The organism is Chitinivibrionia bacterium, assembly GCA_009779925.1.
GTDB lineage: Bacteria > Fibrobacterota > Chitinivibrionia > Chitinivibrionales > Chitinivibrionaceae > WRFX01.
In genome coordinates, this window is the sequence record WRAZ01000003.1 from 63,627 (window position 1) to 79,650 (window position 16,024).

The window sequence follows — 16,024 nt, forward strand, 5'->3', positions numbered from 1 at the left end:
TGCATTATGCAACAAGAAAAGTGGCAACTGCCTCTAAAAATACAAATCCCTCGCTCCGTCTTTGGTTTTTTCGTAATAATTTATCAGCGCGTCGTACATCTTCGGATTTTTAACCTTTACTTCTGCAATTTCTTTTTGAATTATCGGCTCTGCCAAAGCGACTGTTTCGGGGGAGGCGAAGTCGTCGAGCCATTCGCGGTAGGTTATAATTGCGTTTAATTTGCAGAATTGACCCTCGTGTCCGCTTTTTAGCGCGTCTAAAATTTTTTGCCCCGTTCTTCCGCAGCGATAACCAGCCGTGCAAAACGACGTGATAAAGTCTTGTTTTGCAAGAGAGCGGACAACTTCGTCCAAGGAGCGGGTGTCGCCTAAAATAAATTGCTGGCGAACTGCTTCTTGTTTGCTTGCGTCTATGCTTTCGCTGTATGCGCCGAGACCGATTTTGCTGCTTGCGTCGGTCTGCGTAATGCCGAGCGGAATAACTGCGTCGCGGATTTTTTGGTTTTCGCGGGCGGTCAAAATCATTCCTGTGTAGGGAACGGAAAGGCGAATGCACAAAACTACCTTTTTGAATTGCTCGTCCGTCAAATGAGTGCTTTTTGTTGCGTCAATTCCGGGAGCGTTGTTGGCGGCTTCGAGGCGTGGGAACGAAATTGTGTGCGGACCTACGCCGAATTTTGCTTCGAGTTCGCGGGCGTGCAGAAGAGTTGCCATAACCTCGAATTTCCAGTCCGAAAGTCCGTACAACGAGCCTATTCCTACGTCGTCTATGCCTGCTTCAAAAGCGCGATGCATACTGTATAATCGCCAATGATAATTGCCTTTTATGGTGTTTGACGGGTGCAGTTTTTCGTATGTTTTTCTATGATACGTCTCCTGAAAAACCTGGTATGTGCCTATTCCGACATCTTTAAGGATTTTCAATTCCTCTATACTCATAGGCGCGGCGTTTATGTTTACGCGGCGAATTTGCCCTAATCCTTTTTTTGTTTTGTATTTTGCGCCGTAAATTGTTTTTACGCTTTCGGCAATGTAGTTTACATCGCTTTCGGGGTGTTCTCCGTAAACGACAATTAAGCGTTTGTGTCCGATTTCGCCTGCGAGCGTTTTTATTTCCCGCTCAACTTCGGGCATTGTAAGAACACGACGCACGCTTTGACAGTTTTGCGCTCTGAAAGAGCAGTATTCGCATCCGTTTACGCATTTGCTCGACAGATAAAGCGGCGCAAAAGTGACTATTCGGTTGTCGTAAACTTTTAGTTTTATTTCTAATGCCGCTTTTTCCATTTCGGCAATCAAATCTTTGTCTTCTACGTTTAAGAGCGCGGCGGTCTCTTCGGGTAAAAGCGTCTCGAGCGACTTGGATTTTTCTATGATTTCGCGAATGTAATTTTTATCGGGATTTGCTTGGTTTTTGAGCGCGTTTGCAATTAAATTTTCGTCAATAAAATCGCTTCCGTCTTTATTCAGGTATTTGTTGATTTGCTCTTGCACAATTCGGTTTTGCACCCAAGTTTTCATATCGGTTTTCATAAAAAGCTCCTACGCATTTTCGCTGAAATATGATAACAAATCGCCGACTTTTGCTGTTTGCAGTTTCATCGTAAGAGCAATTCTTCGCTTTTTGCTGTCCACGTCAAGGATTTTAACAGGAATTTTGTCGCCTACTTGCAAGTCTGGCAATAAATGTTGCGGCACTTCCGAAATATGAACTAATCCGTCGGTTGTTGCGTTTATATCGATAAAAATTCCGAAATCCGTTATGTTTCGTATGCGACCGTTTGCGGTTGAACCAATCGGAATATCTCTCCAAGACGTCCTTTGATGGTGATTTCCGCTCGGTATAGACACGTATTTTGCGCCTATTTTTAATTGTTTTGCAAGTTTTTCGCGGACAAAATAATCCTCGGTCGGATTTTCGCTTTCATATTCGGCAATTAGTTTTTCATTGAGAATTATATCTTCGAGCGAGGCGTTAAGAGAGGCGGCTACTGCTTGCGGCAAGTCAAACATCAGCGGGTGTACAAGCGTTTTTTCCAAAATTGCGCCTGACCTCGGAAAAATGACAAATCCGCTTATGTTCACAAAAAGAACATCGCTAATTCCGCAATTTTCCAAATCAAGTTTGCATTTTATCGCTCCCGAATTTTTCGCTTTTCGCAGGTTTTCGACAGCTTTTTCGTCGGCGCCGAGAGAAAGTAGTAAATAGTCGTTTTTTTCTCCGATTTCTATGCCGTTTTGGAGTTGTAAAACGGTTAAATTTCTATCGACGATTTTCCGCATTTTTTCATCGTTAATGTAATTTACTACGGGGGATTGCGCCAGTGTCTCCAAAATTTGCGGCTCGTAAATAATTGCCGCGGGAGCAAGCAATTTAATTGCCGCTGTATATGCGTTCTGGATATTTTTGTCAAAATCTTTAACCTGTTTTTTTACAAATTCGTTCTTAAGAAGCGGCGAGGGCTTTTTGTTTGCTTCGATTTTTCTGATTGTCGGTTTTTGTTGGAAAGAGTTTGCCGTAATCGAAATTACATCGTTCATAAATTGAGCGTGTTCGGGATTTTCCACAAGAATAAATTCACTTGCCCGCCACTGTTCAAAAACGGTTTTTATTTTAGACGAATTAAACGGTTTTCCGTAATTGCGCACGTCTTCTTGTGAAACGCGAAAGCATTCGCCTGCGTAATTCGCAACTATTATATTTATTGCTTCCGTGCTGTCTTGCGAAATTATTAAAACGTTTTTGCTTACTGTTTTGTTTTTTTGCTCTAACGCTTCTCTGATTTGAGTGGAAAGTGTGCGAGAAACTCTTTCACTTGCCGCATTAAGCAAATCGTCTTTTATTGCGTTTTGCGCCATTGGCGCCAAATATTTGTTCCACGCGTCCACAATCGCTCTGTTTACAATGTTTGCGGAAGACGCGTCGGGAAAGTGCAAAAAATGGTGCTTTAAGAGTTCCAAACCATATAAAACAGGCGCTACAACCGAAAGTTTTATGTCTTTATTCTCGTCGGAATTTTGCAAGAACAGCAAATCTTCGTCCGAAATCGCCGAAAAATTGTGATGTCCGCTGAATTTATCGTATTTTGCACTTTTTTTCTTGCTTGTTATTTCAAAATTTCCGTCGTTTGCAGTTAAGGCTCTTACCAAATATCTTGCGTTGGCGTCGAAAGCGATGCGGTCGGTCAATATTGCAACAACGCCGTCAATTACGTCGTCTGCGCTTTCCAAGCCCTTGGATTTGTCTGCGTATTTTTTAGCCTCGGCGTTTATGTCGCCCGTAAAATCGCCTTCAAACAAGTCGGCAAGGGGCAAAAGTCCGTTTGCTATTGCTGCGCGTCCTTTGGATTGCGAGTTTATTTTGTAGGCGGAAACTATGTCGTCGATTTCGATTTTGGAAATGCTTAAAGAAATATCTTCTTCTTTGTCTTCGTCGTAAATGTTTGCTGATTTCAGCGTTTTTCTTGCTTGTTCACGCAAAGGTTCAAGTTCTTTTTGCAAATCCAAAAAGGCATAGATTTCGGCGATTACGTCAATTCTGCACTCCGCTAATATCGGCAAATATTCCGACAAAAAATATATTGAATCTCCTCTTTCGTATCGGGAACAGATAGATAGCGCCGCGTTAAGAGAAATTCCCCATTTGTCTTCGACTATTCTGGCAAAAAATTGCACGAAACCTCCACTATTACTTTTATGTTTTCTATAATTATCTTAATATACCAAACAATATGCATCCGACAGGGTTCGAACCTGCGACCTTCGGCTTCGGAGACCAACGCTCTAATCCAACTGAGCTACGAATGCAGAAAAAACGGCGCTAACATCGGGTAATATATTATTTTTATGCGTGGTGAAGGTATATTTTGCCGTCATTTTCTTAATTTTTATTGAAAGGCGTAAGTTTTATGATATTCAAAATGTATTTGGAAGCGGTAAAATGGGACGGCGAGGACGCTGAATCTATGCTTATTTTCAGCAATGTCGCAGACGGCGGAAAGTTAAGCGTGGTAATTCCCGAGCCCATAGGTTTTGACCTGAGAACCCTCTTAGAACAGCGCGCTCGAGGGATTGACCCGTATTTCGGGATAAGCGAGCTCATATCGCAGATAGGCGGGAAAGTTCAAAAATTGGTTATCGCTAAGCATCAAAGACCCGGTTCGGGCGAAATGTACTTGGAAACAGAAGGGAAAACGCGTTGTATAGAGCTGTTTTTTGCCGATATTGTGGCAATTTCAATAGTCGAGGATATGCCCATTTATTTTGATGAGTCGGTTTGCCAAAAAAACGAACTTCCGCTTGACAAACGCCTGCTTTTTACGCGCACTTCAAGTTTAACACGGTATTCTTTTGATACTGACGGGCATAAGTAAGGTAAAGGTTTCAAAGAAAAGGGCGGTTGTAAAATCGCCCTTTTTTTATTAAACAGCTTCCGTAAATTTTGTTTTCGGCGCTACATTCAGCGATTTTATACTACCGAACTTTCTGTTTCTTATTGCTTTTTGCAATGCCTCGACATCGACGTGTCCGTTGTTTTTGTCGTCGCCTTCTTTGAACGCGTAGTCGGCTTTTCTGTTTCCGCGGATAAATTTTTGCACGTATGGGTCTTTGGACGAACGAATTTCACCGGGGGTGCCGTCGAAGACTATGTTTCCCTCGTAAATCATAACGATTTTGTCTGCGATTTTATACGCCGACGAAATATCGTGCGTTATGATTATTGATGTCATATTTAAGCGCGCCCGCATATCTAAAATCAGGTCGTTTACCACGTCGGTCATAATGGGGTCAAGTGCGGAAGTCGGCTCGTCGTAAAGCATAATTTCGGGCTCCATAACAATAGCTCTGGCAAGCGCCGCGCGGCTTCGCATACCGCCCGAAAGGTCGGCGGGCATAAGATGTAAAACGTTATTTAAGCCTACAACCGAAATGCTTTTTTCGACTTTTTTGCGGATTTCTTCGTCGGATAAAGTAGTTCTTTCGCGCAGGGCAAAGGAGATATTGTCCTCTATTGTCATAGAGTCGAAGAGCGCCGCGCCCTGAAACAAAAGCCCGAATTTTTGTCGAACTTCGTCGTATTTTGACGAGGGAGTGGTGGGTGAGGCAATTACGTCGCCGTTAAACAGAATTTGCCCGCCGTCGGGGTGCATAAGTCCCATTATGTTTTTCATAAGCACGCTTTTTCCGTGTCCCGATTGTCCGATAATACAGACGACTTCGCCTGCCTGCACTTCAAAGCTGACACCTTTAAGCACGCGCTTGGGTCCAAAATTCTTAACCAAATGCTGTACTCTTAAAACAGGTTCTTTTGTTTTCATTTCGATTTGCCCTTTCTGTTAAAGAAAAATCATTGCCACAACAAAGTTAAACATCAAAATCAATACTGCCGAAAGCATAACCGCTTTGGTTGTCGCTCCGCCTATTCCTTCCGCTCCCTTAACGCATTCCAAACCGAAAAAAGAGCCCGAAAGCGCAATAATCGCTCCGAATATGGCAGTTTTGAAAGTGCCTATAAGCATATCTGGCGCATAGAAAAAGAGGCGAAGCCCTTCGAGGTAAGTAAACATTGTAACGTCTATAAAAAGGTAGGCAATAAATATCGAAGCAAAAAATCCGACCAACTTTGAAAATATTACCAAAACGGGCAACATTACGGCGGCGGCGACAACTTTTGGCAAAATTATGTAGCGAATATGGTCGAGCGAAAGGCAATACATAGCGTCTAATTGCTCGGTGGTGCGCATACTTCCGATTTCGGCGGCAATCGCGGTGGAAATTCTGGACGATACTACAAAACTCGTTATTACGGGGGCGAGTTCGGTGATTAACGCCTTACTTACCGCATAGCCCAAATATCGCATAGGGACAAGCCCCTGCATTTGATAATTTGCTTGTTTTATCGTCTCCATTCCGACGAATGCGCCCGTTACCAAAACGAGCGGGATAGAGCCAATTCCGATAATTCGCATTTGCTTTGTTGTCAGGTCGAAGTTTTGAAAAATCAGCGGGAAACGTGAAAATACTTCCCAAGTTAGCCTGCCGAAACTGGCTATTGCGCCGAAAAACGAAAAAATTCCGTCCATAAAGCCGATTGTTGCGGTTTTTAGCATTAAAACCCTCCTTCGTAATCTTCGTGTTCGTCCGTGTGTCCTCCCGACAGAGGCTCGCAGAATTTTGCAAACTCGGGCAAATATCCGATTACTACCGTGCCTGTAGGTCCGTTTCTTTGCTTAGCTACAATGATTTCCGCCTTGTTTTTTATATTTTTGAATATCCTTTTTTGGTCGTCGTCCATATCTTCTTCTTTTACTTTTTCAAAATAATAACTGTCGCGGTGAATAAAAAGCACTGCGTCGGCGTCTTGTTCGATTGCTCCCGATTCCCGCAAATCCGAGAGGCGCGGCTTGTTTGTTCCTTTTGTTCCGTCGCTTTTTGACGTGCGCGACTGTGCTTTTTCGACTTCGCGGCTGACCTGAGCGAGCGCAACAATGGGCGCTTTCAGTTCTTTGGACAGGTGTTTCAGCGCCTTGGAAACTTGCGATACTTCTTGCTCGCGGTTGTAGGATTTGTTTTCGGTGTGAGAGGTTATTAACTGCAGATAATCAATAATAATGCATCCCAAACCGCCGTGTTCTTTGGCAATGCGCCTGCTTTTTGCGGCTATATCGGTGACTGAAACACTGCCGTCGCAAATGTAAATCGGAAGTTCGTTTATTATTTTTCCTGCGCTTATTACCGATGTCAGTTCTTCGGCGCTTAATCCTCCGCGAATATTGCGCAAATTAACGCTCGACTCCGCCGACAAAAATCTGTGAACAACTTGGTCTGCGGGCATTTCTATGGAGAATATCACAATCGGCTTAACATCTTTAACTTTTGCCATTTCCAAAGCCATCGAAAGTCCCAGCGCCGTTTTACCCATACTCGGTCTTGCTCCGATAACAATGAGTTCGCCGGGGTGAAGTCCCGTCATAGTTTCGTCTAATTCCTGAAAACCCGTGTGAAGTCCTGTGACGCCGTCGCTTTTCATATTGCGCTCTATACCCTTAAAAATTTCGGGCATTATGGTTTTCAGCAAAACGGGGGCATTTTTTTCGCTTTCGCCTTTGGCTATGTCAAAAATTCTTTGCTCCGCCTTGGCAAGCATTTCTTCGGCGTCGGCGCCCGTCTCATAACTTTCGTCTAATATTGTTCCCGAAGTTTTTATGAGCGTGCGCAAGAGCCATTTGTCTTTTATTTCTTTTATGTAATGCTTTACGTTGGTGCCTGTTCCCGTTGTTGTCAGGAGTTCGGACAGATACGCTTCGCCGCCCGCTTGTTCGTATTGTCCCATACTTTTCAGTTGTTCTATTAGCAGATTATGGTCGAGCGGCTTGTGTTCTTCTTCCATTTTGCGCAATGCTCTGAAGATTATTTCGTTGCGTTTGTCGAAGAAATACATATCTTTTATGTCGCTGATTACGTCTTCGTGAACGTCTTCGTCGAGGAGCGCCGAGGCAAGAATACATTTTTCGAGTTCTATGCTTTGCGGTTTAACGCGCACGTCGTCGAGCAAACTTGCGCTTTTCGCCTTTTTTTCTTTGTATTCGTATTCTTTTTTGTTATCCGACATTTCTAATCTCCTTTAAAAGGCGCTCAAATTTCTGCAAATCGTCCCACGCGGGTTTTTTCCAAGAGGCGTCGCGAAGAAGCGCGGACGGGTGATACGATACGATTACGGGAATGCCTTCGTAGTAATGCACAATTCCGCGCATTGAGCCCACCGATTTTTCGCTGATTGTCTGCAAAATAGCATTTGCCGCCGTGCCTCCCAAAAGCAAAATCGCCTTGGGACTTATTATTTCGATTTGTTTGCGCAAAATTCCGAAACAAGTAGCGATTTCGGAGCTGTTCGGCTTGCGATTTCCCGGTGGTCGGCATTTAAGAATATTTGCAATAAAAATTTTGTCGCGTTCAAGATTGATTGCCGCAAGCATTTTTGTAAGCAGTTGCCCAGCCGCACCCACAAATGGTTTTCCTTCGATGTCTTCCTGCTCTCCGGGGGCTTCTCCTATAACTAAAACGTCGGTGTAGGCTGTTCCTGCTCCGAAAACAAATTTTTTCCGCGTTTTACAAAGCGAGCAAGCGGCGCAATTTTTGTGCTTGTTGTAGAGTTCTACCAATAAGTCGCGGCGATTATCGGATTGATAAAGCGCTATTTGCTCCGCCGCTTTTAGGGATGGCTCAAAACTTTCTTCTTGCGGTTTGTATGTGATTTTTTCTTCGGTATGCGCTGAAACGGGTTGCAGTATTTCTTTTTTCACTGCAGTTTTTTCCTCGATTTTCACTTTGGGGGCAACCGCAACGGTCGCTTTTTGACTGACCGCCTTTGTATTAAGCCAATCGAAACTCTCATTCAAAACCAAATGGTTTGGAATACCAAGCTCTGTTTGTCCCTTAAAATATTTTTCCACAAGTGAATGTTTAGTCATAAAGAGCGCATTTCTCCTGTTTTTTCCATAATTTTATTGAAAATATTATTTGCGCAAACAAAAAAGGGAGGCGACCGTCGCGCAAATATTATTTTACTACAAAAACAAGGGAGATTATTATAATTTCAAAAGAAATACTCGCAAATTGGGGAGGATTTTAATGGCGAAAGAATTATTGTTTCAACTTCCGGGGCAAGGGAGCCATTTCTTGGGAATGGGAAAAGACCTTTGGGACAGCGGCAATAAATTTTTTAAGGAATTGCTCGAAGTCGGCTCGGATACCGTAAAGGCAGACCTGTCAAGCGTAATTTTCGGCGACGACGAGGCGCGCTTTAATCAAGCGAAAATCTTGCAACCTGCAATTTCGGCGATTTCGCTGTCTTACGCAAAACTCTTGGAAAATGAAGGCATTGTTCCCACGGTTGTAATGGGACATTCGCTCGGCGAAATTACGGCATTGGGCGTTATCGGTTCGCTTTCCCCTCAAAAAACGGTTGAGTTTTCGGCTTTTCGCGGCATTCTTATGGACGAAAGTTCACAAATCTGCGGCGGCGGCACAATGACAGCCGTGCTTCTTGCGGACAGCGTTGTGTGTCAAAAAATGATTGATGAGGCGGGAGTGGGGAATTGCGTTTTTGTTGCAAACGACAACGCTCCAACGCAGGCGGTAGTCAGCGGAAAAATAGACGGCTTGGAAAAATTTGAAAAATACGCTACCGAAGAAATGCACGTAAAAACCAAGCGAATTGCAGTTGTCGGTCCTTGGCATACGCCTTTTATTCAACACGCCAAAGATGTGTTTGCGGACTGGGTGAAAGGCGAAGAAATTAAGCCGCCGAAATGCAAATTTATTATGAACACAACAGCAAAAGAAGAAAGTACAAGCGACGAAATCTGCAAACAAATCACAAACAAATTTATAGAACCCGTGCGTTGGCGGGAGTCTTGCGAATATATAAAAAATATGGAGTTTTCAGCAATGCTCGAAGTTGGTCCTGCCAAGGTTTTGGGTGGTCTTATGCGCGCAAACAAAATAATAAAATTTGCTGATTTTCATTTGTCGGTATCTGGTATTGACGACATAAAAATCGCAAAAGAGAAAATGAGCGGCTTATGAAAAACATCATAATCATTGACGGGCACGCGTTAATTTATCGCTCCCATTACGCGCTGATTTCAAAGCCGCTTATAACAAAAAAAAATCAGACAACTTCGGCGATTTTCGGCTTTCTTGCATACATTTTTAAGCTGGAGGCAATGTATCCCGACGCGTCGCTTGTGGTTGTTATGGATCCAAAAGGAAAATCGTTCAGAAATCAGATTTACTCGGAATACAAAGCGCACCGAAAACCGATGCCCGACGAACTGAGAAGCCAAATTCCAATAATTGCAGATATTGTAAACGCGTTGGGCTTTCCGCTTTTTGCAATGGAGGGATTTGAGGCGGACGACTTAATAAACACCATCGCAAAATATGCCGACAAAAACACTTATTGCGCAAAAATAGTTTCGGGCGACAAGGATTTGATGCAACTTGTGAACGATAATATCAGTATGCTTTCTCCCGACAAAAATTCAAAGTTTATCGAAATATCCACGGAGCAGGTTGTCGAAAAATTTGGCGTATCACCCGACAAAATCCACGATTTGCTTGCGCTTATGGGAGACGCCGCCGACAATATTCCCGGAGTTGCGGGAATAGGTACGAAAGGCGCGCTGAAAATAATAGAGGCGGCAGGCTCAGTAAAAAATCTGCTCGAAAATCCGATGTCGGCAGGAAGCGAAAAATATGCGGAATTGATAAATAAAGACCGTGAAGCGCTCGAATTATCGTTCAAACTCACCGAACTGGCAACTGTGCCGATTGAATTGAGCGAAAAATCATTCGAACGAAAACAAGTTAATGCTGAAAAAGTAAAAGAAATCTTCAAAGAATTGGAATTTGAGCATTTTTTGCGGACAATAAAACTGCCTGATGTCGAAAAAGCCGAAGAGGCTGTTATGAATAATGTAAAGGCGCAAGTAATCGATACCGACGAAAAATTAGACGAACTCTTGAATTTAATAGAAAAATCGGGCTTTGTTTCGCTCGACACCGAAACGACATCTTTAGAAACCCGCTCGGCGGCAATCGTCGGAATTTCGTTTGCGGTTGCCGAAGACGAGGCGTTTTATATTCCGCTGGGACATTCTAATCTTATGGCGAAAAACTACTCCGTCGATAAAGCAGTGCAAAAAATTAAGCCTATACTCGAAAACGGAAACATAAAAAAAATCGGACAAAACTTAAAATACGACAGCCAAATTTTGCGAAATTACGGTATTTTTTTGGCGGGAATTTCATTTGACACTATGCTTGCCGCGTATATTTTGAACTCCACGCAAAAATTTAATTTGGAGGCGTTGGCGCTTAATTATTTGGGGCTTTCGTCGATTTCTATTTCGGAAATTATAGGAAAAGGGCGAAAAAAAGTCTCTTTTGCCGAAAGCGACATAGAGAGCGTTTTGGAATACGTCGCCGAGGATGTAATTTTGCCGCTGAAACTAAAAAAAGTGTTGGAAGACAGCTTCGACGCCGAGGCAAAAACGCTTTTTGAAACCATAGAAATGCCCGTATCGCTGGTTTTGGCGGATATGGAATACGAGGGAATAATGCTCGACAAAAAACTCTTTGCCACCCTCGAAAATAAATACAGTAAAGACTTGGCTGTAATTACCGAAGAGATATACTCGCTTGCCGATGAGAAGTTTAACTTAAATTCTCCGAGGCAACTCGCCGATATTTTGTTTGTGAAATTAGGTATTCCGCCCGTAAAAAAAACGCAGACAGGATTTTCGACCGACGCGGAAGTATTGGATAAAATAAAAAACCATCACCCGATTGTGCCGAAACTTTTGGAGTACCGCGAAAAGCAGAAACTTCTTTCGACTTATATTGTGGCTCTTCCCGCAAAATTAAATTATGTGTCGGGGCGTTTGCACACCTCGTTCAACCAAACGGGAACATCGACGGGAAGACTTTCGTCGAGCGACCCTAATTTGCAGAATATTCCCATACGCACAGCCGACGGCAGAGTAATTCGTCAGGGATTTGTAGCGGGGGAGGGAAAAGTGTTGCTTTCTGCCGATTATTCGCAGATAGAACTTCGGCTTTTGGCGCATTTTTCGGAGGACGAAACACTTATTTCTGCGTTCAAAAACGGCATTGACATTCACAAACAAACGGCGGCAAAGTGCTTTGATGTATCGCCGGACGAGGTCGATGACAATATGCGTCGAATGGCGAAAACAATAAATTTCGGTTTAATGTACGGAATGGGCGCTCACTCGCTTGCGGAAAACTTGGGAATAAGTTTTTACGAGGCGAAAAAGTTTATAGAGACATATTTTGCGCAGTTTCCGACGGTAAAAAATTGCATAGAAAAATTTAAGGCGACTGCGAGACAAAACGAATTTACAAAAACGCTTTTCGGACGAAAAATGCCGCTTTCCGAAATAAATTCCGAAAACAGAATGCAACAGGCAAACGCTGAGCGGGTAGCGACAAACGCGCCTGTTCAGGGGAGCGCCGCCGATATTGTAAAGGTCGCTATGGTGAATATTCATAAGCGCATAAAGAAAGAAAATTCGTCTATGAAAATGCTTTTGCAAGTTCACGACGAAATTGTCGCGGAAGTTCCCGAAAATGAGGTGGAACTCGCAAAAAAAATATTGCAGGAAGAAATGTCGTCAGCCGCAAAATTGCTTGTGCCTTTGGAAGTCGATATAGGTGTTGCGAAAAATTGGGCAGAGGCTCATTAAGCGAAGTGCAGTAAAACGGGAGGCGACCGTTGCCCGTTATAGAAACATCGAAACTCCGATACCCCAAGTATTTCTTGCAAAAAGCATATCCACGCCGAATATATGCCAATTTACGCCGAAGCCGCCGTTGAAGCGGTTATCCCAGCCGCTGAAATTCAGTTGTCCGTGTTCGTCGGTGGTGTATTGTTCGGGTATCCAAGCCCAGCCGAGACGACCTGCGAGCATTCCGCCTATTTGCAACTCCAAGCCGCTGTGGACTTCCGTGCGATACCTTAAATTTGTGCTTCTTCGCAAGGGTTTGTTCATAAATCCCCAAAAACGCACGTCGAGCGGAACAAGTAAAAGAACGTTGTGTGTAATGGGAGCGGACAAACAGGTGCCGAGCAAAAACGAATTGTACCTTTTACTGAGAACACCGCTCGATATGTCGCCGCCGAAATCGTTGTGCCAATATCCGAAAATGTTTTCCAAAACAATAGCCCACGAAAGCCCTTCGCCGCTTCCAGCCTGATAAAAACCGAGGTCGGCGGCGAAAATATTGTCTCTTACAAAGACTTCTCTGTATTCGTCGGTTTCTTGCAAAGCAGGGCGGAGTACCGTTTTCCGAGAATTGAAATACGAGACGTTTACGCCCCAAAAAAGCGCGTCGTCGTCGGTTTGGTCTATGAGCATTCCGTAAGCGAAAGTTGCGCGATTAACAATGTCGCCGTTATCGTCGTTAATTCTTCTTAAATTGTATTCTACGCCGAAATATTGCCCCATCCCCAAGGCAAGCGACCCTCCGCCGCCCGCGTTAAAAAAATCGTCGTTTCGCTCGCGGTGATAAATCCCGAAAGCCGACATCCTGTTGTGTGTGAAAAAATGCCAAGCGGCAGGAAGCGCAGGGTTCAGCGACATAGAACTCGGAGTAGCCGGAAGCGCCGCACCTGCGTTAAAAAAAGTTGCATTTGCTATTGAGCCGCCCTCGTGAATGGAGGCTATCGGTAAAAATTCCCGAGCGAATGCAGAAATTGCAGTTAAGAAAATTGTTGCCGTTGCGACTACCGCCGATATTTTTATTTTTGCTTTCATTTTATGCTCCGTTGTTGGTTTTGGTTCGAAAATAATATTTTGTTAGGGGGCTATTGCAGAAAAACAAGCAAAATTGCGAAAAATGGAGTAAATTTAGGGGAGGAATTACGAAACAAAAAATAAAAAAGCAGGGAGGAATTTCTATGCGATTAAACTTCAAATTTTTAATACTATTGGCTGTCTTGGTGCAGTTTGCTTTTGCACTGACTTTTCCGCTTATAACAAACGTTAATGCGCGGGTTAATATTACGGGCGGCTCTGCTCCCATTACGGTAAACACAGTCGGCGGGGTGGCGCAGAATATTACTCTTGCGGGAGTAAGTTTGCAAACCAATTTGCAGGTTTCGGCGGTGTCGCAAAATTCAAGATTTAATGATTTTAACGGAACAATGACTTTAAATCAGATAGTTATTCCATTCTCGCCTTGGGAAAATCGGGCATATAGCGGAGCTGTATTTCACAGGGTATCGCATAACGGTAGAAATTGGATAAGCACCGTTGCCGGCTGGGTGCCTCAGACAAGCGTTCCGGGACAGTCGCCAGCCAACACGTGGGAAGCAAGCTGGCGGGAAGCTCGTATTGACGAATTGGAATTTGGCGCTATGTCAATAAATCTTCCGTTCGGGACACTCCCTGCCGACAGTGTGTTTATTCCCGTTTTTTCGCTTGTAGATGTAGAACTTGAAATTTCTCATAACGGCGTTCCCACAGCAACAATTCAAATTCCTCGCAGAACATTGGATACTTTGGCTATTTCGCTTGGCGGCACTGTATCAATCGGACAAAATCAGACAAGAAGAAATGCGGCGCCCGCTCGTTTTGTTTCGCGGCACGGACAGCATTCGTTAGCTCTTTCGTCAAATGATTTCAGAAACAGTGAAGTTCGTATTGTGTCGGTAAACGGGAGAGTGATTTCGAGCCAAAGATTGGGAGAGGTAAATCAAGCAAATATTAACGCTTCAAACATCGCCGCAGGCGTGTATTTTCTGAATGCAAGAGGTGCTAACGGCGCGAATTTCACACAAAGATTTATTCATAACGGCGGCGATTTACGCGTGTCCGTACAGTTGTCGGGGGGGGGGGTATTCAATACAGGTGAAACGCCCGCTACGAGGTCGGATAGGGCGGAAATATGCAGGCAGGCGCGGTCGCAGGCGGCGTTTACTTTTCGCTTCAGACATCGCGGCGAACATCGAAGCCAAATTACCGACACGGTAGTGCAAGTTTCGGCAAGAAGCGGCGAAGTGAGCGAACGCGTTTTTGTATCACTTTTGGGCGCGCAACTTGCGGATATATTCACCAAACAAGAATATGAGAATATGTTTCCTTTTCGTTTTGGTTTCGGACGTGGATTTTGCACTCATCACGTAGGTATGCAGGCAACCAGAGCTTGCATTGATAATCCAAGCACACCACCTCACCCTAAAGACGGCAACTATGATTTTTATTCTTACGATGCATTTCTTGCGGCGATTTCCTTAATGGGCGAAGTTTATGTTCGCAAGGAATATGCGCGCAGACACGATGGTACGATACCTGAAGCTGGGTATCGACTTACGTGGACAAACAGAAGGACACAAGAAACAAGAACGATACAAACGATAGCATTCGATTTTTATCACGATGATAGAACCAGTCCTAATTTCAATCAAACAGCTGATTTGGGAATACTTGATTATTCTGATTTTGTAAACGCAGGTTCTTTTAACGACAGAAGAACAGAACTTGCGGCATTTTTTGCTAACGTTGCGCAAGAAACAGGCGGTGCTGAAAGAGGTATTGGTAATTATCTCTGGGGCTTATTTGAGCTTGAGGAAATAGACTATCACGCAACTTCCGCTGGTTATCGGACTGAATTCCTGGGACCAAATATCCCTGGTCGTGGACCAACTTTTCCCGCATCAACGAGAGTTCCGACGGCATCATATCACGGCAGAGGACCGCTTCAATTAACTCACCCTGTAAATTATGGACAGTTTAGTATGTTTTTCTTTGCAGACCAAAATATTTTATTAGATAATCCCGAACTGCTTCTGACTTATAGACGAGAAGGTATGGAAGCAGGCGCAATGGCTTTTGCAAGCGCGATTTGGTTTTGGATGACCCCGCAGGGACTTAGGCACGCTCCTCATCAATTATACCGTTCGGATTTTCAGGCAACGCAAAGAGACATAGACCAAGGCAGAGCGCGTCCCGACGGAACTCCCGTAAGCAGATTTGGCTGGACTATCGCGACTATCAACGGCGGTTTAGAGTGTGCAGGAGCGTGGAGAGCGGGCAACACTGGCACTCTTCCGGGATGTCCTGCTAATAGTTCAATGTGCGACTATAGAGTGCGAAACAGAATTGACCATTTCAGAGAGTTTTCGCGAATATTGGGCTTGCCTGTTCCGCCTGTCAGCGAACTTCATTGCGACAATATGAATTACAGATAAGAGGGCGAACAGCAACTTTTAACGGATTGCGCATTTGCGCAGTCCGTTTTTTTATATTTAATGTTTCTTTTCGTTTATCGATTGTTGAAAGAAGCAAGAGCGAAAGCTCCTGCCTAATTTGAATGTTTGTTAAATTAAGCGGTTTTCTCGCACCGTTTTTCGCGGTTATCGCCAATCCAAACGCAAATAGCTCCAAACAAGCCAACTGCCGCCGCGCCGCCACCCATAATTAACATTGTTTCCATT

The 16,024-nt window shown here is 44.0% G+C and carries 11 protein-coding genes and 1 tRNA gene; 4 read left to right on the plus strand and 8 right to left on the minus strand.

Translation table 11 applies throughout. The annotated features are described in order from the left end of the window. Positions 1–33: 33 nt before the first annotated feature. The 3 genes from hydG to FWE23_02215 form a co-directional block, all read right to left on the minus strand. Positions 34–1,533 (minus strand): [FeFe] hydrogenase H-cluster radical SAM maturase HydG, encoded by a 1,500-nt coding sequence (hydG, locus tag FWE23_02205; protein MCL2844250.1) that lies wholly within the window; start codon positions 1,531–1,533, stop codon positions 34–36. Positions 1,534–1,542: 9 nt separating this feature from the next. Then, a complete protein-coding gene (locus tag FWE23_02210; protein MCL2844251.1) occupies positions 1,543–3,675 on the minus strand; it encodes a S1 RNA-binding domain-containing protein in 2,133 nt (710 codons plus the stop codon). Positions 3,676–3,732: 57 nt separating this feature from the next. Next, positions 3,733–3,807, minus strand: a tRNA-Arg gene (locus tag FWE23_02215). Positions 3,808–3,908: 101 nt separating this feature from the next. Here FWE23_02215 and FWE23_02220 point away from each other — a divergent pair. Next, positions 3,909–4,373: a hypothetical protein gene (locus FWE23_02220; protein MCL2844252.1), complete on the plus strand. Its 465-nt coding sequence runs from the start codon at positions 3,909–3,911 to the stop codon at positions 4,371–4,373. 48 nt (positions 4,374–4,421) lie between these two features. On the opposite strand, the gene FWE23_02225 is transcribed toward FWE23_02220, so the two are convergent. The 4 genes from FWE23_02225 to FWE23_02240 are packed head-to-tail and all read right to left on the minus strand — an operon-like array spanning position 4,422 to position 8,471. After that, the gene (locus tag FWE23_02225) at positions 4,422–5,318 is read right to left on the minus strand and encodes an ABC transporter ATP-binding protein (protein ID MCL2844253.1); all 897 of its coding nucleotides are present in this window, start codon (positions 5,316–5,318) and stop codon (positions 4,422–4,424) included. 18 nt (positions 5,319–5,336) lie between these two features. After that, positions 5,337–6,110 (minus strand): ABC transporter permease, encoded by a 774-nt coding sequence (locus FWE23_02230; protein ID MCL2844254.1) that lies wholly within the window; start codon positions 6,108–6,110, stop codon positions 5,337–5,339. After that, positions 6,110–7,612 (minus strand): replicative DNA helicase, encoded by a 1,503-nt coding sequence (gene dnaB, locus FWE23_02235; protein MCL2844255.1) that lies wholly within the window; start codon positions 7,610–7,612, stop codon positions 6,110–6,112. The genes FWE23_02230 and dnaB overlap by 1 nt, the downstream gene beginning before the upstream one ends. After that, complete coding sequence (locus FWE23_02240; GenBank protein ID MCL2844256.1) at positions 7,602–8,471, minus strand: uracil-DNA glycosylase; 870 nt, start codon at positions 8,469–8,471, stop codon at positions 7,602–7,604. The genes dnaB and FWE23_02240 overlap by 11 nt, the downstream gene beginning before the upstream one ends. 160 nt (positions 8,472–8,631) lie before the next feature. Here FWE23_02240 and FWE23_02245 point away from each other — a divergent pair, with 160 nt between their 5' ends. Together FWE23_02245 and polA are read left to right on the plus strand one after the other, a co-directional pair. Continuing rightward, positions 8,632–9,588, plus strand: coding sequence for an ACP S-malonyltransferase (locus FWE23_02245; protein ID MCL2844257.1), 957 nt, complete (start codon positions 8,632–8,634; stop codon positions 9,586–9,588). After that, entirely contained in the window at positions 9,585–12,272 is a 2,688-nt protein-coding gene (gene polA, locus FWE23_02250) for a DNA polymerase I (protein MCL2844258.1), read from the plus strand. The genes FWE23_02245 and polA overlap by 4 nt, the downstream gene beginning before the upstream one ends. A gap of 36 nt (positions 12,273–12,308) precedes the next feature. On the opposite strand, the gene FWE23_02255 is transcribed toward polA, so the two are convergent. Next, positions 12,309–13,343: a hypothetical protein gene (locus tag FWE23_02255; protein MCL2844259.1), complete on the minus strand. Its 1,035-nt coding sequence runs from the start codon at positions 13,341–13,343 to the stop codon at positions 12,309–12,311. 143 nt (positions 13,344–13,486) lie between these two features. On the opposite strand from FWE23_02255, the gene FWE23_02260 reads away from it, so the two are divergent. Continuing rightward, positions 13,487–15,778 (plus strand): T9SS type A sorting domain-containing protein, encoded by a 2,292-nt coding sequence (locus tag FWE23_02260; GenBank protein ID MCL2844260.1) that lies wholly within the window; start codon positions 13,487–13,489, stop codon positions 15,776–15,778. The last annotated feature ends 246 nt before the right edge of the window (positions 15,779–16,024 follow it).

Coding starts and splice junctions, on each gene's coding strand:
- FWE23_02260 (MCL2844260.1), top strand. CDS start 13,487: ATGCGATTAAACTTCAAATTTTTAATACTATTGGCTGTCTTGGTGCAG.
- polA (MCL2844258.1), top strand. CDS start 9,585: ATGAAAAACATCATAATCATTGACGGGCACGCGTTAATTTATCGCTCC.
- FWE23_02255 (MCL2844259.1), bottom strand. CDS start 13,343: ATGAAAGCAAAAATAAAAATATCGGCGGTAGTCGCAACGGCAACAATT.
- dnaB (MCL2844255.1), bottom strand. CDS start 7,612: ATGTCGGATAACAAAAAAGAATACGAATACAAAGAAAAAAAGGCGAAA.
- hydG (MCL2844250.1), bottom strand. CDS start 1,533: ATGAAAACCGATATGAAAACTTGGGTGCAAAACCGAATTGTGCAAGAG.
- FWE23_02225 (MCL2844253.1), bottom strand. CDS start 5,318: ATGAAAACAAAAGAACCTGTTTTAAGAGTACAGCATTTGGTTAAGAAT.
- FWE23_02220 (MCL2844252.1), top strand. CDS start 3,909: ATGATATTCAAAATGTATTTGGAAGCGGTAAAATGGGACGGCGAGGAC.
- FWE23_02230 (MCL2844254.1), bottom strand. CDS start 6,110: ATGCTAAAAACCGCAACAATCGGCTTTATGGACGGAATTTTTTCGTTT.
- FWE23_02245 (MCL2844257.1), top strand. CDS start 8,632: ATGGCGAAAGAATTATTGTTTCAACTTCCGGGGCAAGGGAGCCATTTC.
- FWE23_02240 (MCL2844256.1), bottom strand. CDS start 8,471: ATGACTAAACATTCACTTGTGGAAAAATATTTTAAGGGACAAACAGAG.